Below are 23,712 nucleotides of genomic sequence, written 5' to 3'. Positions count from 1 at the left end.
TATATAAGTAATCTATTATAAAAACTATAGGTTTAAGCAAAGTAACTATATATTTATTAATACATAGTTACTTTATTCAAGTTTATCTTACTTAGTAAATTTTTGTTTAACACATGGAGACCATACTGCAAAGCAAAAACAATCTAGACAAAGATTTACTATGCAAACTCCCATGATACTAGAATTATGGGAGTTTGCATCTGAAAGAATATTAGAATCATTATACCATTCCATTATTAATGACCTCTTTACCTTTATAAAGACATTATAACAAATAAATGGAACAAGATAAACATAAAATGAAGAAAATATATAGTTTTACATTACAAGTATAATATGTAAAAGTACAGATGACATGTTTTTTAATTATAGTATTATTAAGAAAGGTGGTTATCTTATGAATTGGATTAATGGTAGTGGACAAGGGACTATACTTTGTGAGACTGGAGGATGTGCATATAATCCTTGTTCATCTTTGGGTGTTATAACAAGATTAAAAGATAATAAAGAATATAAATATCAAGGGAATATATTAAATGTTTATGATAATGGGTTTTATACAACTTTTGACAATAGGTTAATTCAATATAAATTAGATTTTTAAAGCTTTTCTATCTATATTAGAGTTGTATGCTAAGCCTAATATAATAAATATACACCCTATAAACTTTCCCCTTGAAATAGGGTTTCCAAATATGGAATCTACAATCATGCCTGTAACAATTTGGCCTATAAAAATTAATAATGTGGAATATATTACAGCTATTTTAGGTATTACTACATTTGAGAGTATTACCACAGCAACGCCTACTATACCGCCTAAATAAGCCCATAAGGGTATTCCTGAAAAGCCCTCATTTGCAATTTTAAAAAGTGATCCATTAAATAGACAGACTAAAAGTATACATATTAAACCTACGGTATAGTTTATAACAGTACCCTGAATAACTCCTATTTCTTTGCCTAGCTTTGAATTTATTATAGAGGCTAAGGTAACTAGAGCCCCGCCTATAAATGCTAAAATTATATATAACATGATACCCCTCCTTTTAAATTAGTATATAACCATAATAACTATCCCTAAGGAAATAAATAAAAGTCCTATAAGCTTTTTACTTTTGAATTTGTGAACTGCCATATTAAATAATCCAAGGTGGTCTATCAATATTGATAACACAAGTTGTCCAAGTAGAGCTAGAGATAAAGTTAAAGAAGCTCCTAGGTTTTTGAAACATATACTATTGAAAATTACAATAAATATACCTATGGCTCCCCCAGTGAAGAAATAAAGAGGTGTGCCTTTTTTTAATTTCATCTTATTTTTAGTTATAGCTAATACTATTAATACACATATTAAACCTATTATATGGACAAGTAAGGTTGAAATATAATACCCTAAATAATTAGATAACCCTCCGTTAAAGGTAATCATTATAGAAATAAGGATACCAACTACTACTGCTAATAGACTATTCATATTTAATCTCCCATCTTTAATACTTTTAACTAATTTATATCATAGAACAATGAAAAACCAATATGACATATGTCACAAAATATATAAAATATATACTATAATTAAAGTATATGAATATATAAGTATGTAAATATAGGAATATAGGGGTGATTTTAGTATGGTTAAAATAAATGATAAGTACAAGCTTAATTATTATGTACAAAGATATAATATAAATGATATATTTCAAAAAGATATGATGCCTTATATGGATTTAATCTCATTTGAAAAAAATGAATATATTTATAAGGCTGGCGATGATATGACTTATTTTTATTTTTTGGTTAAGGGAAAGACTAAGGTATATAATCTTCTTAAAAATGGAAAGAGCCTATTGTTGAAGTTTTATAAACCTCTAATAATAGTAGGTGATGTAGAGTTTATTGATAAATATAAAGCTGATTCTAATATCCAAGCAATAGAAGAATGTTTATGTATAGGTATAACTATGGAAAGTATAAGAAAGTATGCTATAGATGACTGTAAATTTTTAAGATATATATGTAAAGAGCTTGGAAACAAATTAAGTAGTATATCTAAACATAGTGCTATAAATCTCTTATATCCTTTAGAAAGTAGATTTGCAAGTTATCTTTTAGCCACTACCCCTGAAAATAAGGATTATTCAAAGGTTCATGAGATTTATACAGATAAGCTTATAGAAATAGCAGAACTTTTAGGAGCTAGTTATAGACATTTAATTAGGGTTATTCATAAACTTGAAGATCAAAATATAATAAAAAAGCAGAAGAGTTCTATAATAATATTGAATAGACAAGCGTTAGATGACATAGCAGAAGATATATATGAAATCTAATTACATTTTAACTAAGAAGTTAAAATATAATTAGATGAATAATATTAATATAATGTTATTTCTTAGTTTTAAAAACTTTATCCCAAAGTCTTGATGCTATACCGTAGTTTGTATTATAAATACAGTGGTGAATTCTGTGATGTTCCTTTAAGGTTTGGAAGAATTTAAGATGTTCTAATAAACTATTTCCACCTTTATGAAAGAAGTAATGAACATATTCTACCCAAAGTGTATAAGAAATGCTAGTAATAATAAATAATAATCCCAAACCTTGGTTTATTGTAAATAGAATTAATGAGAAAGGTATAGAGGGAAGTATGTTACTAAAGATGTATTTTTTGTTTGAAATTACATCCTTAGGTGTTATATATTTGCTTTGATAAGTTTTACTTCCGTGAAACTTTTGATGGTGATTTACTATGTGTCTTTGTTTTGGTGAATGATGAAGTGCAAATCTATGAAGACAATATTCAATTAAAGAAGAATACAATAAAGCAAAAGCTATAGTTAAAAATATAAGCATGGAATCTCTCCTTTTTTATTTTAATAAAGCCTAATAATTGAAAGGCTATTGATTACTTTTAATTTTCAATAATTAATATTGAAGATTAAATGATAATACTTATCATGTGTATTATAACTCAAAATAATAATTGTTGTATATGAATTTTATAAATTTATATTAATTGATAAGATATTAGAATGTATATATTAGTATTTATGTAAATGAAAAATAAAGAGCAACAAATGTCGCTCTTTATTTTTATGATAAATATTTAAAAGAAAACTAAATCCTCTTAGGCTTTGGTTTTCTTGTGTTTTTTCTAAAGTTATTATTTGAATTAGATTTTTTAGTGGAAGGCCTATTGCTAGAGGTCTTCTTTTTAATGTCGTTATTAATTATTGGTGATGTTATACTTATAGCATAAGGATGATCTTCTACAACGGGTATAGATTTTGATGTAAGATGCTCTATATCCTTAAGGTATGCAAATTCTTCCTCATCACAAAAAGATATTGCTATTCCATTTAAGCCAGCTCTACCAGTTCTTCCGATTCTGTGAACATGAGTTTCTGGTACATTAGTTAAATCAAAGTTAATTACGTGAGATAAATGGTCTATATCAATACCCCTTGCGGCTATATCTGTTGCAACTAAAACTCTTGTTTTGCCTTCTTTAAAATTGCTTAAAGCTAACTGTCTTGCGGATTGTGATTTATTTCCGTGTATGGCCTGGGCGCTTATTCCGGACTTAACGAGGTCTTCAGTTATTTTATTTGCTCCGTGCTTTGTTCTTGAAAATACTAGAGCAGAAACAATAGATTTGTCTTCTAATAAATGAATCAGTAATGATCTTTTATTCTTTTTTGAAACAAAGTATACTGATTGATCTACAGTGTCAATAGTAGAAGAAACAGGTGCTACTGCAACTCTAACTGGATCTTTTAAGATGGAATCTACTAACTTTTTAATTTCATTTGGCATAGTTGCTGAAAATAACATATTTTGCCTAGTTACAGGTAATTTTGTTATGATCCTTTTTACGTCATGTATCATACCCATATCAAGCATGCAATCTGCCTCATCAAGGACAAAGAACTCTACACGATGTAGATCAATAAACTTTTGGTTAACTAGGTCAATTAGTCTTCCAGGCGTTGCAACTAAGATATCCACACCCGATTTTAAGGCATTAGTTTGTGGGTTTTGAGATACGCCACCAAAGATAACTAAGGTTTTAAGATTTATGTATTTTCCATAAGAGTCAAAGCTTTCACCAATTTGTATAGCAAGCTCTCTAGTGGGAGCAAGTATAAGTGCTTTAATATGGTTTGATTTTGACTTAGGATTTTCTTTGTTAATCATAAGCTGAAGTATAGGTATAGCAAAAGCAGCTGTTTTACCAGTACCGGTTTGTGCACAACCTAGAAAGTCTCTTCCATTAAGTATAGGTGGAATAGACTGCTCTTGTATAGGTGTTGGGTTTTCATACCCTTCAAGTTTTAAAGCTTTTTTTATTGGGTCTATAATATTTAAGTTTTCAAATAACATTTTTTCTCCTTAAAGGCGGGTATTCTAAGTTTTAAATGAGCTAAATCTATTAAATGATATTGTGTAATTTTATTTTAAACTAAACAATCATTACTATGATCATACAACATTTAAGAAGCCACCATTTTTAATTACATATTTTAATATATATTATTGTTGATAAATATCAATAAAATTCACAGTTTTAAAAATCATAACATTTAATTATAGTAAGAAATGTTTATATTTGTATTTTTATAAGGGTGATAATATTTTACGACTTTTATATAATAACACAAATTAATGAATTTCCCTAAGAGATATTAAATAAAATATATTTATTATGAAATTATAAAAATATTTTATATTACACAACTTATGTGGTTATTTTTTCTATGGATGTTAATAATATAAAAAGCAGAGTATTTATTATAAGGATATAACTATTAATCTATACTCATGTAATATATGAAACATTTGAGGTGAAAGCAATGAGAGTACCAAATCACATAGGAATAATTCCAGATGGTAATAGGAGATGGGCTATTGATAAAGGATTATCTAAAGAAAGTGGATATGAATCAGGTATTGATCCTGGGTTATTACTTTTTAAGTTATGCGAAAGATTAGGAATCAAAGAAATAACATATTACGGATTTACAGTAGATAATACTAAAAGACCAAGAGAACAAATAAAGGCATTTACAGAGGCTTGTATTAATTCTGTAGACATACTTTCAAAGGAAGATGCTGAGCTTATTGTAGTAGGAAACACTAAATCTCCAATGTTTCCAAAAGAACTGCTTCCTTATACCACAAGGAGGACGTTTGGAAAGGGAGGGATAAAAGTTAATTTTCTTGTTAATTATAGTTGGAAGTGGGACCTTGAGTATCTAAAAAGGTCTAAGAGTTCAAGTAATAACATTACAAATCAGATTCAATCCTCTGATGTTTCAAAAATAGATTTAATTATAAGGTGGGGAGGTCGAAGAAGATTAAGCGGATTTCTTCCTGTGCAATCTATTTACTCTGATTTTTTTATAGTAGAAGATTATTGGCCTAACTTTAAAGAAAAACATTTTTATGATGCAATAAGTTGGTATGATGATCAAGATATAACTCTTGGAGGTTAATAGGATATTAAATAATCTATAAACATTCAATATTTCATTCATTTTAAATTGTTGAATAGAGCATAAATAACTGATATAATTGAATCATAGCATAATAAAATAATAATTGTTTTAGGTACTTTTTTAGGTTTAATAGGGAAAGTGGTGAAGATCCACTACAGCCCCCGCTACTGTATACGGCGACAAAACCAAATCCACTGGAGAAACCCTTTTCTCTGGGAAGGATGGTGGAGGGTGATCCGTGAGTCAGGAGACCTGCCTAAGATAATATATGGAACTTCGGAGGGAAGAAAAGCCATGAATGATAAGTATTAATAGTACTGATTTTTTGTTGTGTAATTATTGAGCTTATTGATTCATAAATCGAATAATTTATGCCTCCGTTTTACGGAGGTTTTATTTATTTATGAATCGTCCAGTATGCATCATCACTAATATAAGTAAAAGGTATTAAAATTTAAGTATTGCTAGTAATGAAGTGTAGATATCAGTTTATGTGTTTTTGTAGATGATAGTATAATGGAAGTTGTTTATGTTATAGCCTAATAAAAAAATATATGTGGGGAGAATATCTAAATGAGTAAAGTTAAAAGTCACAGAGAAATCAGAAAAGAAAAGGAAAAGGAAAAGGAATGGTATGTGAAAATAATTAACATCTTAATAGGAAGCTTGCTTTATTCCATTGCAATCAATGCGTTTATAATACCTCATAGGCTTTTAAGTGGAGGTGTAGCGGGGATATCTCTTATCTTGCAGTATGTATCAAGCATACCTTCAGGATATTGGGTCTTTATCATTAATGTACCGGTATTTATTATAGGATATAAGTTAGTAAATAGAGAGTTTGTAGTTTTAAGTTTTATTGGAATGGTATCAATGTCTATATTTTTAGTTTTAACAAAAGATATGGTAAGTATACTTAAAATAGATGATATTTTTATATCAACTTTAGCTGGGGCTGTTATAAGCGGAATAGGAATGGGAATGATATTTAAACAAGGTGCCTCTCAAGGAGGGACTGATATAGTAGCTATAATACTTAGAAGAAGAAATGGAATGAAGATGTCTACATTATACTTTGCATTAAATGGTGTAATTGCAATGATGGGTATCTTCGTTACAAATCTTACATTAACTATGTATACATTATTATTGATGTATATAAAGTCTACTGTTATAGATAAGGTTTTAAATAGTTTTAATAAGAAAAAGATATTATTAATAGTTACATCTAAAGAAGAAGAGGTATCAGACTGTATAATTAAAAAGATAGGAAGAGGTACTACCTTCCTTTATGGTGAAGGTGCATATACAGGGGTAAAGAGAAAGATAATATATTGTGTAGTTAGTGAAAATGAACTAAACATGGTTCAAAAGTTAGTTGAAGAAATAGATGAGGCAGCTCTTATTTCAGTTTCAGAAGCTGCAGATGTTCACGGAAATGGATTCTTGAGATCAGCTATATAATAAAATTATAGGGGGAATATTATGAGAGAGAAAGGAAAAGAATTAATTTTTATAACTATAGGTAATTTAATGGTGGCATCAGGTATGTATTTTTTCCTTATGCCTAATAACTTAGCTACTGGGGGAGTTAATGGACTTGGTTTAATAATTAATTATTATCTACCCAAGTTCCCTGTTGGTTCTCTAATGATGATAATGAACCTAATATTGTTTGCAGTAGGATTCTTAATCATAGGAAAGGCTTTTGGAGCGAAAACCATATATACAAGTTTAGAGCTTTCAGGCATGATATGGATACTAGAAAGGATATGGCCTTTAAGTGGGTCTTTAGTAAATGATATGATTATAGAGTTGATATTTGGTATATTAATGACTGGTATAGGTATGGGGATCATATTTTATCAAAATGCATCTACTGGTGGCACTGATATAATTGCTAAGATAATAAATAAGATTTTTAACATTAATATGGGATTGGCTTTATTGATGTCAGATTTTACAATAACCATTATGGCTGGAGCTACTTTTGGTTTAAGAATTGGTATGTATGCTTTACTTGGAGTTATTATAAATAGTTTTGTAATTGACTCGGTAATTGAAGGCTTTGATATATGTAAAGAAGTTGTTGTTATAAGTTCAAATGGGGATAAAGTCAAAAAGTATATTATGGATGGGCTAGGAAGAGGTGTTACAATATATCTTGCTAATGGCGGATATACAGAACAAACAAAAGAGGTTATAACTACAGTTCTAGATAGAAGAGAAGTTATAAAGTTAAATAAGTATATTAAAGGAATAGATAAGGAAGCTTTTATAATAGTTAGAAGTGTTCATGAGGCTATAGGCGAGGGATTTAAGATAAGTATTTAATAAAATTACAATAGAGAGTTAAGAGAAGAGTTTAGGCTTTTCTCTTTTTATTTTAAAATCTTTAAATTAAGTGAGGTATAAAGAATTGGTAATGGCATGGTTACGTATACGATACAACAAGTTATTAATGTTAATAACTTGTTAAAAACTTTATAGGGAAAAGATTATTGACTAATATATATATAGGTGATAATATTTATTATAGTTAGTCGACTAACTAGTTAGGAGGATCTAAATGGATAGTTATAATCACAATTCTTTATATCATATATTTTACCAGGTGATAAGAGTTCATTATCATCGTACACATATGTTGCTTGATGAAATTGGAGTTTATCCTGGTCAACCACCAATGCTATTAGCGTTATCAAAGGAGGATGGGCAAAGTCAAAAAGAATTAGCGAGCAAACTTAATATTAAACCTGCAACCATTACTGTAATGCTTAAGAGAATGGAAAAAGCTAAACTTGTGGAACGCCGTCAAGATTCCTTAGATCAAAGAATATCAAGGGTATATATAACTGAGAAAGGGCAAGAAGCCTGGAAAGATGTTCATGAAGTTATGAAAGTCATAGATAAGGAATGTTTTAATAATTTCACAGAAGAAGAGCAGGTGCTACTAAGACGTTTATTAATACAAGTAAGGGATAATCTTATGGACGTTTGTGATAAAAAGGCTAAGTGCGAGTAATATAAAAATTAAATTGGTGGAGATGATTATTTATGATTAAATTGTTTAAGAATTTAAAACCCTTTAAGGTACCTATAATTTTTGTACTTATATTGGTGTTTTTCCAATCCCTTTCTGAGTTATATTTACCTACATTAATGTCGGATATAGTAAACAATGGGATAGTAAACGGAGATACAGACTATATATTAAAAATAGGCGGGTTTATGATATTAGTTGCACTAGGTGGAACTATATGTACCATTACTGCAAGTTTTTTATCGTCAAAGGTTGCTACAGGATTTGGTAGAAATCTTAGAAAAGGACTTTTTACTAAGGTAGAAGGTTTTTCTATAGAAGATTTCGATAAGCTTGGAACATCATCGCTTATTACTAGAACCACTAATGATATTACTCAAGTTCAACAGGTTATTGTAATTATTATGCGTATGATGATAAGTGCACCTATGATGTGTATTGGTGGTATTATTATGGCGGTTTCAAAGGATAGCAAGCTTTCTATTATTATTGTAGTAGTTATTCCAGTATTAATTGGAGTTATAGCTATTATAGCAAGAAAAGGACTACCACTTTTTAAATCAATGCAAATAAAACTTGATAAGCTAAATTTAGTGCTACGTGAAGGGCTTACAGGTATTAGAGTAATACGTGCTTTTAACCGTAATGATCATGAAAGAGAGAGATTTAATGAAGCAAACCATGACCTTACAAACACAGCTATTAAGGTAAATAAGCTTATGGCTATATTAATGCCATTAATGATGCTAGTTATGAACTTTACGACAATTGCAATTATATGGTTTGGAGCAAAACGTATTGATGCTGGAAATATGCAAGTAGGAGATTTAATGGCATTTATACAATATGTTATGCAAATAATGTTCTCATTAATTATGGTATCGATGATGTTTGTTATGATACCAAGAGCTTCAGTTTCAGCGGTAAGAATTAATGAAGTTTTAGATATTGTTCCAGTTATAAATGATCCTAAAGATATTAAAAAGGCAGTATCAAAGAAGGGTTATGTTGAATTTAAAAATGTAAGTTTCAATTATCCAGGATCAGAAAGTTCTGTTATAAGAGATATTTCTTTTAGTGCAGGACCTGGTGAAACCACTGCAATTATTGGTGGTACTGGTTCAGGGAAATCTACTATTATAAATCTTATACCAAGGTTTTATGATATTACTAGTGGAAGCATTTTAATTAATGGAGTAGATTTACGGGATATGTCTCAAGACGAGCTTAGATCTAAAATAGGGTTTGTACCTCAAAAGGCTGTATTATTTACAGGAACTATTTCAGAAAATATAAGATATGGTAAAGAGTATGCTACAGAAGATGAAATAAAAAGGGCAGCTAATATAGCTCAAGCTACAGATTTCATATCAAATATGGAAGAGGGATTTAATTCTGTTATAGCTCAAGGAGGCACCAATGTTTCTGGTGGACAAAAGCAACGCTTATCTATTGCTCGTGCTTTAGTTAGAAGACCTGAAATATATATTTTTGATGATAGTTTTTCTGCACTTGATTTCAAAACAGATGCGAAGCTTAGAGCTGTACTAAAAGAAGAAACTAAAGATTCAACAGTAATAATTGTGGCTCAAAGGGTAAGTACTGTTATAGATGCGGATAGAATTATAGTTTTAGATGAAGGAAACATAGTAGGTGTGGGTACTCACAAAGAACTTTTAACTAGTTGTGATGTATATCATGAGATTGTATCCTCACAACTTTCAGAGGAGGAAATAGCATGATGGAAGATAGAGAAAAGAGACATAAGACTCAGTCTAAGGGACATATGGGTGGGGGGCCTGCCATGGGAAGGCCAGTAGAAAAGGCAAAAGATTTTAAAGGTACAATGAAGAGGCTTATTACTTATTTAAGACCTGGAAGAGTAAGTCTTATAGTAGTCTTTATATTTGCTATATTAAGTACAACTTTTAGTATAGTTAGTCCAAAGATTATGGGAAAGGCTACCACTAAGCTATTTGAAGGAATTATGGGGAAGAGGTCACTAGAAAAGCTATTGCCACAGTTAGATACACTTACTAAATTATCAAAGAATCCAGAAACTGCTACTCCTGATGTGGCAAATAGTATATCAGCAGTTAATAAAAAGATATCTCAAATAATGAGTTTAAATGGTGGAAGGATAGATTTTGATTATATCGCTCGTATAGTATTAATATTAATAGGCCTTTATGCTATTAGTGCTATATTTGCATATGTACAACAATATGTAATGGCAGGGGTTGCCCAAAAGACTGTTTTTAATATGAGGAAGGATGTAGATGAGAAGCTTTCACGTCTACCTCTTAAGTATTTTGACTCTCACACCCACGGTGAAATATTAAGCCGAGTAACTAATGATATAGATACTGTTTCTAGTACACTCCAACAAAGTTTAACACAACTTATCACATCTGTAGTTACTATAATCGGTATTATTGTAATGATGCTAACTATAAGCCCTATACTTACTCTTGTTACAATTGTGACCTTACCATTATCTATTTTTGTAACAACAAATATAGCAAAGCGTTCACAAAAATACTTTGCAGATCAACAAAATGCTTTAGGACGCCTTAATGGGCATGTTGAAGAAATGTATACAGGTCATAAGATAGTAAAGGCTTTTGGACATGAACAAATATCCATAGGAGAATTTGATGATATAAATGAGGAACTTTATAATGTAGGATGGAAGGCTCAATTTATTTCAGGTATAATTATGCCTCTTATGAATTTCATAAACAATATAGGATATGTTCTTGTATGTGTTGTAGGTGGTATATTTGTAACAAAAGGAAGAATTAACCTAGGTGATATACAGGCCTTCATTCAATATTCAAGACAATTTGGTCAGCCAATAGTTCAAACAGCCAATATAGTTAACATATTACAATCTACTGTAGCTGCGGCAGAACGCGTTTTTGAAGTTTTAGATGAGGTTGAAGAAATTCAAGATGGTGATGCTACACAAGTTATTGATTCACCTAAAGGTGAGGTAAGATTTAAAAATGTGAACTTTGGATATGAAAAGGAAGCTTTGCTTATACAGGATATGAATGTAGAAGTTAAACCAGGGCAAACCATTGCTATTGTAGGACCTACAGGTGCAGGTAAAACAACTATTGTAAATTTACTTATGCGTTTTTATGAAATAGATCAAGGTAAGATAACTATTGATGGAATTGATATAAGAGATTTAAAACGAGGAGACTTAAGGAATATATTTGGTATGGTACTTCAAGATACCTGGTTATTTAATGGAACTATAAGAGATAATATAGGATATGGACGCCTCGGGGCTACAGAAGATGAAATTATCTTAGCGTCAAAGGCAGCTCATGCAGATCATTTCATTAGAACACTATCAGAAGGTTATGATACTATTCTTAACGAAGAAGCTTCTAATATATCTCAAGGACAAAAACAACTATTAACCATTGCAAGGGCAATACTTCTAGATCCCTCTGTATTGATACTAGATGAAGCTACAAGTAGTGTAGACACTAGAACAGAGATATATATACAAAAGGCCATGACAAAGCTTATGCAAGGACGAACAAGTTTTGTTATAGCACACAGATTATCAACTATTCGTGATGCAGATATAATACTTGTTATGGATAAGGGAAGTATTATAGAAAAAGGAAATCATGAAGAACTGCTAGAAAAGGGTGGGTTCTATGCAGATCTTTATAATAGTCAGTTTAAAGGTGCAAGGTTAGAAGAAAGTGCTATGTAATAAGTTTTAAATCAGTATATGCATTATAAAACTTAGGAACCATAAATAAGTATTGAGATTTAAGGATAAACTTCAAAAAGGAACTACACTTAGTGTAGTTCCTTTTTGAAGTTTTAAATAATAGATAAGTGCCATTTATAATCATTGTGAATAATATAGTATTACCTAATATTAAAAAATAATATGGAGGGCTATGTATGTCTGAGGGAAGTATTAGCAGCAATGGTAAGGAAGAGTGTAAATGTAAACAAGGATGCAAATCAACACTAGTAGATTCAGTAACATTAAGTACATGCAATAGTAAGTCTCATATTCCAATGGGATCCACAGGTCCATTAATAGCTAAAATTCCTGTGATTTTATCTGATGTAGAAGTAGAGATCAATGTAGAGTCTGAAATAGAATTAGAAAAGGAACATACAAGATTAATAAATATTGATAAAGAGGTATTTGTAAAGGAATGTAAGCTTATTCCCTATACAAATAAGCTATTTATAGAAGGTTATGTGGGAAAGAACATACAATTTTATAATGATGATTGTACTAATAAAACAAATGAAGGTAATAAGGTAGAATACACAGAAGTTAATTCTACTTTTAAATGTGTAACAGAAATTGAATTTTTTAAAAAGCCATTATACGGAGAAGGCTACAAGGAAAGGTTAAATAGTCTAGATAAAAGTATGATTTGTAAAAACAATAAGGAAGATTCATGGGTTCATTACAGTGAATTACAGGAACCGGTTTATTGTGAGTGTCAATATGCAAAGATATTAGAAATAGATGCCTTGAATAGTAAGGATAATGGAATGAAGTGTTTAGATAAAAAGGAAGTGTGTAAAAAGATACTAGAGAAAATGGTTATATTTATAAGACTTAAAGTAATTCAAAATCAACAAGTTTTTATACCTGAATTCCATAGAGATGTAATGGCTATAGAAAGTTGTAACAATAACTCTATGTATAAATGTACTAGAAATTATGATAAAGATAAAAGTAATGTAACTGTAGAATTTGGCGAAAAGGAAGGAATAATGACAAATGGTTATAGTGAATTAAAATGAATTTAGTATATTTAAGTAATAATATGTAACAATTTATATTCTCAAGAATAATATGATATTGGATATAAAATCTTAGAATTCATAAAAGGATGTTAAGCGTTTATATACAAAGGACTATAAAGGGGATGAGTTTATGTTTGAAAGTAATTTAATTAATGGATGTAATGATCCAAATATATCTCCTAATTGCAATAATTCAAAAGTAGTGAGTTCAAATCATTTAGGTGAATGTAGTAATGAATGTTATACACCATTTGGAAGACCAGGTCCTATGGTGGTTAAAGTTCCCGTAGTGTTAGCAGATTGTAAAATACAAATTGATATAGAGTCTGATATTAGACTAGAAAAGGAAGCCTTTGATGTAAAGACAATAGATAAACATGTATGTATTACTCAGTGTCATCTAGTGCCTCATACAAATAAGGTTTTTATATCTGGACATGTACAGAAAAATATTCAATACTCTACTGTAGATTGTGACAATGCTACAAGTGTAAGTGGAAGTGTGTTGCACTCAACATTTAATATTCCGTTTAAGTGCGTAACAGCAGTTAGGTTCGATAAGGAACCAATATTTGGATCGTATTGTAAAAGAGAATCAAGTGTATTAGATAAGAGCATGCTTTGTGAAAGTAATAAAGAACAGAGCTGGCAACATTACAATGATTATTATGAGCGTATTTTTTGTGAGTTAGAGGGGTCAAATATCCTAGAAACAGATATTTTCCATGGTGATAGAAGATGTGGTGGAGATTTTAGTAAAGAGAGATGTTTTAGAGATATAACTGAGAAAATGGTAGTATATTTACGCATTAAGTTATTACAAAACCAACCTGTATATATAGGAGAACCTGAATGTAAGGTTGATATGATAGAAGATTGTAATTGTAAATGTGGAAAACACCATAAGGCTGAAAGATGTAGTTGTAATAATCAAAAACAATACGATGTGTGTAATGATGATATTGAAATAGGATGTAATTCTGAAATGGGTGTTGTAGGAAGACTTCGAGGTCAAAAAGGTTGTTAATTGTTTATAAGAGGTTACTTTAATACTTGTATATTACAGTAATGGATTTATCCTGTAAGAATGCTAGAAGGTTAAAGTTTATGATAATAAGGGAGGAAACTATTTATGAAATTATATTATAAAGGATCACAAGAAGAGGAAGAAAGATGCGATTGTAATAAAGGACATGAGGACCATAGATGCGATGAGAACAATGAGTGCTGTGATAAGCATAAATATGCACATTGCTGTCCAAAGAGCCCATGCCCATATCCAATACTTTTTGAATGCACTCAAGGAACAGGTACCTCAATAAGTAAAACTAATGAAAATTTTCAACCAAGATCATTAGGATGCATTACTATAGATACAAGCTGCTTAAATAATCCAGTAGTGAAGGTAGACTTTTCGAGTACTATTAAATATAAGGATAACTCAAACACTGAACCGACAACATTATTATTTGGACTATTTAAAAATTGTGATGATAAACAAGAAATACCTTGTGGAACGTGGCAATATACAATAGCATTTAATGAAGCTAATGAGGAACTTACAACTACATTTTGCTTTAGCCATTGCGAATGTGGTAGTTGTCCAGGATGCTGTGTATACACTGTTAAGATAATAGACGCTGAAAATGAAAATGGAGATACCTTAATAATAAGTGACCCTTCACTTTCGGTTATAGCTAAAGCATCACATTAGATTAAATATTACAATGAGTGGGAAGATTCTTTTTGAGGTCTTTCCACTCATTTTCAAATTGAAAGGGGAACGATGGTGGACCTATTTCATATATTGTAATTATCAATAATAAGGAGATTATTATATGGGAAAAAGAGAAATACGCAGAAAGTATAAAGATGTAGACGCTAGAAATCTAGGTGTAAATCAAACTTTAGAACATAAAAATTCAAATATAATAACAGAAAAGGAACTTATTATTATTATTATTATATTAAAGCTATTAAGTGAAAAGTTAAAGCAAAGTGATAGTATTATAAATAAGGATTTACAAACAAAAAGAAAGAAGTTATATGATAACCGATTAAGGAATAGAGAAAAGCCTTCTAAAGATACAACATTAGATTCTGTAGGTACTAACACCAAAGATGATGAGATGGAAGATGATAAAAAGCAAGAAGTTATGATTATAGTAGAAGAAAAAGTTAATCTTGTAGAAGGTAACCTAAAAGAAGTTGTTGATTTTCCAAAAGATAATGTGGTTGATGTAAATCCACCAGAGGAGAAAATAGATGATGAATTAAAAGATACTATTGCGAATAATTATGATATACAAGAACACACAACTGAAAAGTTGAAAGAAAATATTAAAGATATAAAAGAAAATGTGTATATGAATGAAGATAAATATAAAAATAGTGAAAGTACGATAACCTGTAAATCTAAAACTACAGTTGAAAATACTACAGTATTAAGATGCTGCAAAAGTGAAGATATTAAATCAGGTTTTTTATTAAAGGATGCAGTTGTTAAGATTCCTGTTGTATTATCTGAAATAGAAGTGCCAATTTTTATAGTGGCTACTGAAGAGTTCAAAGAACCTATATTGAAAATAATGTCTTTAGATAAAAAGGTAGTATTAAAAAGATGTCAACTAGTTACGGGTACGAATAAGTTATTTATAAAAGGAGTTGTAGAGGAGGAGATAGAATATTCTACTGTAAATTATTCTGATAAGGACTCTGTAAATGGAGAAATAAAAAAGGTCAGTTTAAATATTCCATTTAAATGTTCAACAGAAGTTTCTTTTGTTACAAAGCCTATACTTAATAACAATTCATATCTATTCAATATAGAATCATTAATAGAAGATATTAATGATAAGAGTACATATGAGAGATGCAATGAAGACTTAGACCATTTTAGTGAAATTGTATTTTGCAACCTAAAGAGCAGTAGAATAATAGAAGTTAATAATAAACAGTATAATAAGGCATCAGAAGATGTATTAAAAGACATAGATACATTTAAGTGTATAAGTAAAAAGATAATACTGTTTTTAAAAATTACATTATTACAAAATCAAGAGGTATTTAATTATAATAAGAATAAGGTACAGACAGATTAACATGTATAAGGGCATATTAAATTGGTACAAGTAATTGTTAACTTTACTTATTTAATTCTAAAGATAAGTGAGTTACAACTACCTGTACAATCTTAAAAGGTTATTAGAAAATAGACAATCCTTCGGATACATAGTAATTATTGATGTATCCCTCATAGATAATTTCCTTATTACGTATTTCTAATAAGTCATTTGTTTTTATCAGTGATGGAATTTTATTAGATTCATACAGATTACAATTAATTAAGATTTCAGAAACAAATTCAGAACAAAAGTAATGAGTTTTTCTCTTTATGGGAATATTAGCTAATATAGCGAATAAGCCTATAAAATTATACTTATATTTGTACTTTTCATCTAAAAATCTATTTACTTCTTTTTTCATAGAATTAAACTCAATTTCTGATACCTTAACTTTGTATATTAAACATTCACTGTCGATAAATTTTTTATACACACCTTCATGCAAGTTTTCTTCAACAAACCCTCCTAAAAATGGATTATCAGGATTAAGCCTGCCAAAGGAGTACATAGTAGTAAAGGATTTGTCAAAACTAATTGAGGAATGAGCATATTTTATTTTAGTTATTATATTAATGATTTTAGAAAGCCAGGTTCCTGTTTTTGAAAACACTAAATAAATATATTTATCATTCATAATAATATAATTCCAACCCCCTAAGTAATTGATAAAGATCAGTGATGTATTGTTATCTTAAGAAACCTAGAATAGGTATATTAAAATAGGTTAAGATATTAATAAAAAAAATCTTCCTATAAATACTATTCTATGTTATAATAAAGATAGTTAATTATAACATATAAAATTATTTAGTAATAAAAAATAATATTTAAAAATATTAAAAAATGGTTGCTTATTTAAAAAATGTATGTTATATTTAAATAGTCGCAGGAATGAAAAAAGCGACGGAGATTTAATATGATTTAAACATTACCTTTTTAGGCATATAAAGTAAATCAGTTTTTAAATCTTAATATAAATAAAAAGGAGAAATGTTTAAATGGCAGATAAGAATTTAATATGTAAAGACTGTGGTAAAGAATTTGTTTTCACTGAGGGAGAGCAAGAATTTTACAAAGAAAAAGGTTTCGAAAACGAACCACAAAGATGCCCTGATTGTAGAAGAGCTAGAAAGCAACAAAACAACAGAGGATTCCAAAGATAGTTTAAACAGAATGATAAGAGTATAGAAAGCAATTTCTATACTCTTTTTTATATACCAATACTTATGCATTTCGTTAAAGGAATTCTTACAAAACATTATAAATAATAAAAACGGAAGATATATTTAAATATCTTCCGTCTTTTAGAATAATTAATTATTCTTGTATTCTATCATCTTTAAAGGTTCCAGTTTCTGTGCTTCCATCTGCATAAACATACATGCCAGCACCATGTTTTAAATCATTTTCAAAGTTACCAATATATTTGTTACCATCAGCCCAGGTGTGGATACCATATCCGTGTCTTAAGTCATGTTCCCAGCTTCCTGTATATGAGTCTCCATCGTACCAAGTGTAGTTGCCAGCACCTGACTTTTCTCCATTGTCCCACTCACCTATATATACTTCCCCATCTGGCCAAGTATATATACCATACCCATGTTTTTCATCATTTTTCCATTGGCCTATATATTTTTCTCCATTAGACCATATGTGAGTTCCGTCACCGTCCATCTTATCATCCTGCCATTGACCTATATATTTACTTCCATCTTTATAAATATAAGTTCCATCACCATGCATTTTACCATTCTTTTTTTCCCCTAGATAAGTTCCGCCATGAACGTGGGCAGGAATAGCCTTTTTATTATTATCTATCTTCATTTTGTTTAAGATATCACCTTTTAGTTTAATTTTATTGAAATTAGTATTTCCTATGTTTTTAATTTTAATTTTAAACACCATCCTTTGTAATTGTTAGTAAAAGTCTATATTGTAACCTTTGAGTTATCCAAGAGTTAACAATTTGTTTCGGATTATAAAGAGTTAAAAGCTTAATAATATATAATTAGATTAAAATAAGTTAAGAATTCTTTTATATCATAGTTCTAACTTTATTATATCATAATTTATATAAGGATTATTTTTATTATGAAATAATAAGCATTGATAATATACAAATAAAATATTAAAATAATATTGATAAACAAAGACATACTTTGGAATTAATATTATTACCCTCCTCTTTATTTTTATTTTTAAGCGTATGAATGAAATAAAATATTAGTGAAAACCTATTATAAATGATAGAATAAATATATAAATATAAAATTTACTTGTAGGGGAGAAAAACATGGAATATACGATAATAGCAACATCTACCTTTGGATTAGAAAAGGTTGTAGCAAATGAGCTTAAGGCTTTAGGATATGAAGATTTAACTATAGAAAATGGCAAGGTCATGTTTAAAGGCGACGAAATGGATATTGTAACATGTAATATGTGGCTTAGAACAGCGGATAGAGTCTTAATAAGAATGGCTGAATTTAAGGCAGAAAGTTTTGAAGATTTATTTCAAGGAACATTAGCTGTAGAGTGGGGAGATTTAATACCTATAACAGGATTTATGCATATAGTAGGTAAATCTATAAAATCAAAACTTCATAGTGTACCAGATTGTCAATCTATAGTGAAAAAGGCAGTTGTAGAATCTATGAAAAGAAAATATAGAAGAGATCTATTTTCTGAAGATGGAGCTGAATATAAAATAGAGGTAGCTATATTAAAAGATATAGTAACTCTTACAGTTGATACTACAGGTCCTGGACTTCATAAAAGAGGGTACAGAGGACTTGCAGGTGATGCACCGCTCAAGGAAACATTAGCTGCTGCTATGGTACTCTTAAGCAAATGGGAACCTTCAAGGACCTTAGCAGATCCTCTTTGTGGATCAGGAACTATAGCAATAGAGGCTGCTATGATAGGAAGAAATATAGCGCCAGGTATTAATAGAAGCTTTGTATCCGAACAGTGGGAGATAATACCTAAAGACCTTTGGGAAGATATAAGAAAGTATGCAAATGAAGCTATAAATGATAAAGAATTTAAGATATTAGCATCAGATATCAATGGTAGTGTGCTTAAGACAGCAAAGGAAAATGCTGAAAAGGCAGGAGTAGGAGAAAATGTAGTATTTCAAAAGCTAGATATAAAAGATTTTAGTAGCAAGAAAAAGTATGGATTTATAATAACAAATCCCCCTTATGGCGAAAGACTTGGAGAAGCTAGTGAAGTAGAAGCTTTATATGAAGATATGGGAGTTGTATATAAAAGTTTAAATGAATGGTCATTTTTTGCAATAACATCACATTTAGGATTTCAAAAACTTTTTGGTGAAAAGGCTCATAAAAATAGAAAGTTATATAATGGAAGACTACTTTGTTACTACTATCAATATTTTAGTGAAGAGCCAAAAAAGGAAAAAAGACAAGAAGATAAAGAATCTAAAAGCGAAGATATTTGGAAATAACATCTAATAAATTATAAGGTTAATGATATTTAAATAATTAATAATGTTGACAGCCTATTTAAATATGATATTATTATTAAAAGATAAGTTTTAATAATAATATAATTAAGTTTCGTATAACCCTAATGATATGGTTTAGGGGTATCTACCAGGAACCAATAATTCCTGATTACGAAGAAGGTATACTTTTGTATATCTTCTTTGTAATCAGGATTTTTTTATGTATTAATAATTTAAAATGGAGGAAAAGTGTATGAATTTAAGTGATTTACCGAAAATAGAACTTCACTGTCACCTAGATGGAAGTGTTAGACCACAGACTATAATTGACATAGCTAAAAGAGAGAAAATTAATATTCCAAGTTATGATATAAAGGAAATAACAAAGCTCATGATAGCTCCTATGGAATGTGCTTCTCTTGATGAGTATTTAGAGAAGTTCTCATTGCCCATAAATATAATGCAAAGTGAGTATAGTCTTAAAAGAATAACTTATGAATTACTAGAGGATGCGGCAAAAGAAAATGTTAAGTATATGGAAATAAGATTTGCTCCTTTACTCCATACTAGGGGAAATCTTGATGTTAAAGCCATTATAGAAAGTGTATTAAGTGGCATCAAAGAGGCAGAGATGAAATATGATATTAGAGGTAATTTAATATTATCATTTTTGAAAACTGTGTCACCTAGTAGTATTTTTGAAGTTTTAGAAGTTGGTAAAGAATATTTAAATAAAGGAGTAGTAGCTGTAGATCTTTGCGGTGCCGAAAGAAAAGGCTTTGCAAGAGAATTTATTGAACCTATGACTTTAGCTAAAAATTATGGATATAGAATTACTATTCACGCGGGTGAGACTGGAATTGGAGAAAATGTATTAGAATCAATTGAACTTTTAGGAGCTGAAAGAATAGGACATGGAGTAAATATAGATGATTGCAAAAAGTCATATGATATGGTTAAAGATAGAGGAGTTGCTCTAGAAATCTGCATGAGTAGCAACGTACAAACAAAGGCTGTGAGTACAATAAAAAGCCACCCTATGTATGATTTTCATAAGGATGGAATTAAGGTTACGTTAAATACAGATAATAGAACTGTTTCTAATACAGATATGAGTAAGGAGATTTCCTTAGCACTAAAAGAATTTGATATGAGTAAGGATGATTATAAGAAGATTTATTATAATGGGATAGATGTATGCTTTGCTAATGAAGCTACAAAAGAAAGGTTAAGAGGATATATGTAAAGATGTTGTTAGTTTAAAAGTAACGTAAAAAAGAGCTTCTCAATTGAAATTTTAATTTCAATATTATGTTTTTTGAGTTAAGCTCTTTTAATTTACTTTTACAATAGCTTACTTAAAAGTTCTAGCTATTTTTATATTTATTGTTTTTGAATAGCTTATTTTGAACTTTTAGCTATTTCAATGTTTACTCTTCTGCCTTCAAGACTTTTACCTGAACAATTGTTTAATATACTGTCTACAGCATCAGATTTTACATCTATAAATGTAAATTTATCAAGTATATCTATGTTTCCAATAGAGTTTCTATCTGCATTTGAATTATCAGTTAAAAAGTCTACTAGAGATTTAGGTTTTACTTTATCTAAGTGACCTATGCTTAAGAATAATCTTGAAACATCGCCATTATTACTATTACTACGTCTGTTGTTGTAACTATTGCTATTATTGCTATAACTATTGCTGTAACTATTGTTGTTACTTGATGCAATATCATTATTTTCATTAGAATTATAACTTATTTCTTTTCCGTAGATCATAGTCATTAAAGCAGCGCTAACATCAATTAAGTCATACTCTTCGTCTAGCTCTGTTACAATAGGTACAAACTTGCTGTACTCTTTGTTTTCTAAAGTTTCTTTAACCTTTTTTATAATACTTGCATACTTTGCAGTGAATATATCATCTATTGTTGGTATTGGTTTTCTTTTAATCTTGCCTTTTGTAGCACTCTCTATTTGTTTTAAAGTTTTATACTCTCTAGGACTTACTAAAGTATAAGCTACACCTTTTTTGTTTGCTCTACCAGTTCTTCCGATTCTATGAACGTAAGATTCTGTATCTTGAGGTAGGTCATAGTTTATAACGTGAGTTATATTAGTAACATCAATACCTCTAGCAGCAACGTCTGTAGCTACTAAGAAATCTATACTGTCATCTTTGAACTTTCTTAAAGTGTTTAATCTTTGGTTTTGATTCATATCTCCATGCATTCCTTCAACGCTATATCCTCTAGATTGCATAGATTCTACTACTTCATCTACACCTTTTTTAGTCTTACAAAAAATTAGGCAACTTTCAGGTCCTTCTACATCAAGGATTCTACATAAGCTTTCAAATCGCTCATTGTGCTTTACTTCATAATAAAACTGCTCTACAGTTGATACTGTCATTTGATTCTTTAGTATAGAAATATGTTTAGTATCTTTTTTCATGTATCTTTGTGCAATTTTCTTTATGGTATTAGGCATTGTTGCAGAGAATAGAAGTGTTTGTCTTTCTTCATTTGAAGATTGAATTATAAGTTCTATGTCCTCAACAAATCCCATATTCAGCATTTCATCAGCTTCATCAAGTACAAGGAAGTCAATAAACTTTAAGTCTAAGACCTTTCTTCTTAAAAGGTCTAGAACTCTTCCTGGAGTTCCTACTATGATGTCTGGGTTTCTTCTTATAGCTTGAATTTGTCTATCTATAGATTGACCGCCATATACTGGTAGCATCTTTAAATTAGAATCCTTACCAATCCTTACTAGTTCATCGCTAACTTGTATAGCAAGCTCTCTTGTAGGTGTAAGTATTATACCATGAATTTTATTTGAAGATCTGTTAAGATTGCTTATTATAGGTGCTCCAAAAGCTAAAGTTTTACCTGTACCTGTTTGAGCCTGACCGATAACATCAAAACCTTCTAAGATAACAGGTATTACCTCTTGTTGAATTTTAGATGGTTCTTCAAATCCCATACCTTCGATGGATTTAAGTACATTTTTATTAAGTGTTAAATCATTAAATTTTAAATTTTCCATTATTTCTCCTCCAAACATAACAACTAATTATAATATAGTATGCCAACTTTTGCAAGGAATATTTATAAAGTTGTTAATGTTATAATTTTATTACTTTAGTATTTGCAAAAGTATCATGAATGCCTTGGTTATTTGGGGTGGTATTTATTAAGTAAAAAGAGAAAAGTACTAATATTAAACCAAGTAAGGGTATTGTATACATTAGCTTAGCTACTTCTCTATATAATATCTGAATGGGTGATACACTAGTTGAATCCTTTGAGTAGATTTTAAGGTTAAACAAATACTTTCCAATAGTGTAGCCTTTAGTTATTATAGGCAATAAAACTAAAAGTGTTATATATAATACTCCACAATATAAATAAGATATATTTATATTGAATCCAATATTTTTAAAAATAACTAAAGGCATAGCAACAGATATAAGTAAATCTACAATTGATGACCCTACTCTATTTATAATTTCTAATTTCATTTAAGTATTAGCCCCCCCCATGTAACTATTTTCGTTGAAAATCATAGTGCTAAAGGTTATATTATGATAAAATACAAGATAATACAGAGTCTTCAGAAAGCGATAATTTAAATAATCATTTCTATTATAACTAAAAAGATAGTTATTAATCAACTTAAATTAGATAATTAAATTTTTAAATCTTAAAATGATTATTTTATAAATATATTTAGTGAGAATATAATCTATTTATATTAAGAATG

At 29.4% G+C, this 23,712-nt stretch carries 24 protein-coding genes and 2 riboswitches; of the genes, 15 read left to right on the top strand and 9 right to left on the bottom strand.

Annotated features, from left to right (window positions below; translation table 11 throughout):
• Positions 1 to 87: 87 nt before the first annotated feature.
• Complete coding sequence (locus DY168_RS14750) at positions 88 to 234, bottom strand: hypothetical protein (RefSeq protein WP_172556365.1); 147 nt, start codon at positions 232 to 234, stop codon at positions 88 to 90.
• A 163-nt stretch (positions 235 to 397) separates the two neighbouring features.
• Here DY168_RS14750 and DY168_RS13825 point away from each other — a divergent pair, with 163 nt between their 5' ends.
• Entirely contained in the window at positions 398 to 604 is a 207-nt protein-coding gene (locus DY168_RS13825) for a hypothetical protein (RefSeq protein ID WP_115642257.1), read from the top strand.
• Here the strand turns inward: DY168_RS13825 and DY168_RS13820 are convergent.
• Both DY168_RS13820 and DY168_RS13815 read right to left on the bottom strand, forming a co-directional pair.
• Complete coding sequence (locus tag DY168_RS13820) at positions 593 to 1,036, bottom strand: DMT family transporter (protein ID WP_115642256.1); 444 nt, start codon at positions 1,034 to 1,036, stop codon at positions 593 to 595. The genes DY168_RS13825 and DY168_RS13820 overlap by 12 nt on opposite strands.
• Before the next feature lie 18 nt (positions 1,037 to 1,054).
• On the bottom strand, positions 1,055 to 1,477 hold the full coding sequence (locus DY168_RS13815; protein ID WP_115642255.1) for a DMT family transporter: 423 nt from the start codon (positions 1,475 to 1,477) through the stop codon (positions 1,055 to 1,057).
• A 157-nt stretch (positions 1,478 to 1,634) separates the two neighbouring features.
• On the opposite strand from DY168_RS13815, the gene DY168_RS13810 reads away from it, so the two are divergent.
• Complete coding sequence (locus tag DY168_RS13810) at positions 1,635 to 2,333, top strand: cyclic nucleotide-binding domain-containing protein (RefSeq protein ID WP_115642254.1); 699 nt, start codon at positions 1,635 to 1,637, stop codon at positions 2,331 to 2,333.
• 55 nt (positions 2,334 to 2,388) lie between these two features.
• On the opposite strand, the gene DY168_RS13805 is transcribed toward DY168_RS13810, so the two are convergent.
• Both DY168_RS13805 and DY168_RS13800 read right to left on the bottom strand, forming a co-directional pair.
• Complete coding sequence (locus DY168_RS13805) at positions 2,389 to 2,856, bottom strand: sterol desaturase family protein (protein ID WP_115642253.1); 468 nt, start codon at positions 2,854 to 2,856, stop codon at positions 2,389 to 2,391.
• Positions 2,857 to 3,120: 264 nt separating this feature from the next.
• A complete protein-coding gene (locus tag DY168_RS13800) occupies positions 3,121 to 4,386 on the bottom strand; it encodes a DEAD/DEAH box helicase (RefSeq protein WP_115642252.1) in 1,266 nt (421 codons plus the stop codon).
• A 470-nt stretch (positions 4,387 to 4,856) separates the two neighbouring features.
• Here DY168_RS13800 and DY168_RS13795 point away from each other — a divergent pair, with 470 nt between their 5' ends.
• The 10 genes from DY168_RS13795 (at position 4,857) to DY168_RS13750 (ending at position 16,451) form a co-directional block, all read left to right on the top strand.
• Positions 4,857 to 5,498: an undecaprenyl diphosphate synthase family protein gene (locus DY168_RS13795; RefSeq protein WP_115642251.1), complete on the top strand. Its 642-nt coding sequence runs from the start codon at positions 4,857 to 4,859 to the stop codon at positions 5,496 to 5,498.
• A gap of 96 nt (positions 5,499 to 5,594) precedes the next feature.
• Positions 5,595 to 5,775: riboswitch (cobalamin riboswitch) on the top strand.
• Between the two features lie 299 nt (positions 5,776 to 6,074).
• Complete coding sequence (locus DY168_RS13790) at positions 6,075 to 6,965, top strand: YitT family protein (RefSeq protein WP_115642250.1); 891 nt, start codon at positions 6,075 to 6,077, stop codon at positions 6,963 to 6,965.
• A 21-nt stretch (positions 6,966 to 6,986) separates the two neighbouring features.
• Complete coding sequence (locus tag DY168_RS13785; protein ID WP_115642249.1) at positions 6,987 to 7,835, top strand: YitT family protein; 849 nt, start codon at positions 6,987 to 6,989, stop codon at positions 7,833 to 7,835.
• Between the two features lie 235 nt (positions 7,836 to 8,070).
• Entirely contained in the window at positions 8,071 to 8,526 is a 456-nt protein-coding gene (locus DY168_RS13780) for a MarR family winged helix-turn-helix transcriptional regulator (RefSeq protein ID WP_115642248.1), read from the top strand.
• Between the two features lie 32 nt (positions 8,527 to 8,558).
• Entirely contained in the window at positions 8,559 to 10,286 is a 1,728-nt protein-coding gene (locus tag DY168_RS13775) for an ABC transporter ATP-binding protein (RefSeq protein WP_115642247.1), read from the top strand.
• Positions 10,283 to 12,283: an ABC transporter ATP-binding protein gene (locus DY168_RS13770; protein ID WP_115642246.1), complete on the top strand. Its 2,001-nt coding sequence runs from the start codon at positions 10,283 to 10,285 to the stop codon at positions 12,281 to 12,283. The genes DY168_RS13775 and DY168_RS13770 overlap by 4 nt, the downstream gene beginning before the upstream one ends.
• A 197-nt stretch (positions 12,284 to 12,480) precedes the next feature.
• Complete coding sequence (locus tag DY168_RS13765; protein ID WP_115642245.1) at positions 12,481 to 13,347, top strand: CsxC family protein; 867 nt, start codon at positions 12,481 to 12,483, stop codon at positions 13,345 to 13,347.
• A 133-nt stretch (positions 13,348 to 13,480) separates the two neighbouring features.
• Positions 13,481 to 14,377, top strand: coding sequence for a CsxC family protein (locus DY168_RS13760; RefSeq protein WP_115642244.1), 897 nt, complete (start codon positions 13,481 to 13,483; stop codon positions 14,375 to 14,377).
• Between the two features lie 105 nt (positions 14,378 to 14,482).
• Positions 14,483 to 15,064 carry a DUF4489 domain-containing protein gene (locus tag DY168_RS13755; RefSeq protein ID WP_115642243.1) on the top strand — a complete coding sequence of 194 codons (582 nt, stop codon included), beginning with the start codon at positions 14,483 to 14,485 and terminating at the stop codon, positions 15,062 to 15,064.
• Between the two features lie 124 nt (positions 15,065 to 15,188).
• A complete protein-coding gene (locus DY168_RS13750; RefSeq protein ID WP_115642242.1) occupies positions 15,189 to 16,451 on the top strand; it encodes a hypothetical protein in 1,263 nt (420 codons plus the stop codon).
• A gap of 103 nt (positions 16,452 to 16,554) precedes the next feature.
• On the opposite strand, the gene DY168_RS13745 is transcribed toward DY168_RS13750, so the two are convergent.
• On the bottom strand, positions 16,555 to 17,109 hold the full coding sequence (locus DY168_RS13745; RefSeq protein ID WP_115642241.1) for a hypothetical protein: 555 nt from the start codon (positions 17,107 to 17,109) through the stop codon (positions 16,555 to 16,557).
• 364 nt (positions 17,110 to 17,473) lie between these two features.
• On the opposite strand from DY168_RS13745, the gene DY168_RS13740 reads away from it, so the two are divergent.
• Entirely contained in the window at positions 17,474 to 17,638 is a 165-nt protein-coding gene (locus tag DY168_RS13740; protein ID WP_104409487.1) for a zinc-ribbon domain-containing protein, read from the top strand.
• A gap of 154 nt (positions 17,639 to 17,792) precedes the next feature.
• Here DY168_RS13740 and DY168_RS13735 read toward each other — a convergent pair whose 3' ends face one another.
• Positions 17,793 to 18,377 carry an MORN repeat-containing protein gene (locus DY168_RS13735; RefSeq protein ID WP_479723538.1) on the bottom strand — a complete coding sequence of 195 codons (585 nt, stop codon included), beginning with the start codon at positions 18,375 to 18,377 and terminating at the stop codon, positions 17,793 to 17,795.
• Between the two features lie 391 nt (positions 18,378 to 18,768).
• On the opposite strand from DY168_RS13735, the gene DY168_RS13730 reads away from it, so the two are divergent.
• Together DY168_RS13730 and add are read left to right on the top strand one after the other, a co-directional pair.
• A complete protein-coding gene (locus tag DY168_RS13730; protein WP_115642240.1) occupies positions 18,769 to 19,944 on the top strand; it encodes a THUMP domain-containing class I SAM-dependent RNA methyltransferase in 1,176 nt (391 codons plus the stop codon).
• A 92-nt stretch (positions 19,945 to 20,036) separates the two neighbouring features.
• Positions 20,037 to 20,136, top strand: a riboswitch (purine riboswitch).
• Positions 20,137 to 20,197: 61 nt separating this feature from the next.
• Positions 20,198 to 21,190: an adenosine deaminase gene (gene add / locus DY168_RS13725; protein ID WP_115642239.1), complete on the top strand. Its 993-nt coding sequence runs from the start codon at positions 20,198 to 20,200 to the stop codon at positions 21,188 to 21,190.
• 155 nt (positions 21,191 to 21,345) lie between these two features.
• On the opposite strand, the gene DY168_RS13720 is transcribed toward add, so the two are convergent.
• Positions 21,346 to 22,995 carry a DEAD/DEAH box helicase gene (locus DY168_RS13720; RefSeq protein ID WP_115642238.1) on the bottom strand — a complete coding sequence of 550 codons (1,650 nt, stop codon included), beginning with the start codon at positions 22,993 to 22,995 and terminating at the stop codon, positions 21,346 to 21,348.
• 79 nt (positions 22,996 to 23,074) lie between these two features.
• On the bottom strand, positions 23,075 to 23,470 hold the full coding sequence (locus DY168_RS13715; RefSeq protein WP_115642237.1) for an RDD family protein: 396 nt from the start codon (positions 23,468 to 23,470) through the stop codon (positions 23,075 to 23,077).
• Positions 23,471 to 23,712 lie beyond the last annotated feature (242 nt).

The organism is Clostridium putrefaciens (assembly GCF_900461105.1).
Taxonomy (GTDB): Bacteria; Bacillota; Clostridia; order Clostridiales; family Clostridiaceae; genus Clostridium_L; species Clostridium_L putrefaciens.
This window is presented reverse-complemented; position numbering and strand designations above follow the sequence as displayed.

Coding starts and splice junctions, on each gene's coding strand:
- DY168_RS14750 (WP_172556365.1), bottom strand. CDS start 234: ATGGAATGGTATAATGATTCTAATATTCTTTCAGATGCAAACTCCCAT.
- DY168_RS13825 (WP_115642257.1), top strand. CDS start 398: ATGAATTGGATTAATGGTAGTGGACAAGGGACTATACTTTGTGAGACT.
- DY168_RS13820 (WP_115642256.1), bottom strand. CDS start 1,036: ATGTTATATATAATTTTAGCATTTATAGGCGGGGCTCTAGTTACCTTA.
- DY168_RS13815 (WP_115642255.1), bottom strand. CDS start 1,477: ATGAATAGTCTATTAGCAGTAGTAGTTGGTATCCTTATTTCTATAATG.
- DY168_RS13810 (WP_115642254.1), top strand. CDS start 1,635: ATGGTTAAAATAAATGATAAGTACAAGCTTAATTATTATGTACAAAGA.
- DY168_RS13805 (WP_115642253.1), bottom strand. CDS start 2,856: ATGCTTATATTTTTAACTATAGCTTTTGCTTTATTGTATTCTTCTTTA.
- DY168_RS13800 (WP_115642252.1), bottom strand. CDS start 4,386: ATGTTATTTGAAAACTTAAATATTATAGACCCAATAAAAAAAGCTTTA.
- DY168_RS13795 (WP_115642251.1), top strand. CDS start 4,857: ATGAGAGTACCAAATCACATAGGAATAATTCCAGATGGTAATAGGAGA.
- DY168_RS13790 (WP_115642250.1), top strand. CDS start 6,075: ATGAGTAAAGTTAAAAGTCACAGAGAAATCAGAAAAGAAAAGGAAAAG.
- DY168_RS13785 (WP_115642249.1), top strand. CDS start 6,987: ATGAGAGAGAAAGGAAAAGAATTAATTTTTATAACTATAGGTAATTTA.
- DY168_RS13780 (WP_115642248.1), top strand. CDS start 8,071: ATGGATAGTTATAATCACAATTCTTTATATCATATATTTTACCAGGTG.
- DY168_RS13775 (WP_115642247.1), top strand. CDS start 8,559: ATGATTAAATTGTTTAAGAATTTAAAACCCTTTAAGGTACCTATAATT.
- DY168_RS13770 (WP_115642246.1), top strand. CDS start 10,283: ATGATGGAAGATAGAGAAAAGAGACATAAGACTCAGTCTAAGGGACAT.
- DY168_RS13765 (WP_115642245.1), top strand. CDS start 12,481: ATGTCTGAGGGAAGTATTAGCAGCAATGGTAAGGAAGAGTGTAAATGT.
- DY168_RS13760 (WP_115642244.1), top strand. CDS start 13,481: ATGTTTGAAAGTAATTTAATTAATGGATGTAATGATCCAAATATATCT.
- DY168_RS13755 (WP_115642243.1), top strand. CDS start 14,483: ATGAAATTATATTATAAAGGATCACAAGAAGAGGAAGAAAGATGCGAT.
- DY168_RS13750 (WP_115642242.1), top strand. CDS start 15,189: ATGGGAAAAAGAGAAATACGCAGAAAGTATAAAGATGTAGACGCTAGA.
- DY168_RS13745 (WP_115642241.1), bottom strand. CDS start 17,109: ATGAATGATAAATATATTTATTTAGTGTTTTCAAAAACAGGAACCTGG.
- DY168_RS13740 (WP_104409487.1), top strand. CDS start 17,474: ATGGCAGATAAGAATTTAATATGTAAAGACTGTGGTAAAGAATTTGTT.
- DY168_RS13730 (WP_115642240.1), top strand. CDS start 18,769: ATGGAATATACGATAATAGCAACATCTACCTTTGGATTAGAAAAGGTT.
- add (WP_115642239.1), top strand. CDS start 20,198: ATGAATTTAAGTGATTTACCGAAAATAGAACTTCACTGTCACCTAGAT.
- DY168_RS13720 (WP_115642238.1), bottom strand. CDS start 22,995: ATGGAAAATTTAAAATTTAATGATTTAACACTTAATAAAAATGTACTT.
- DY168_RS13715 (WP_115642237.1), bottom strand. CDS start 23,470: ATGAAATTAGAAATTATAAATAGAGTAGGGTCATCAATTGTAGATTTA.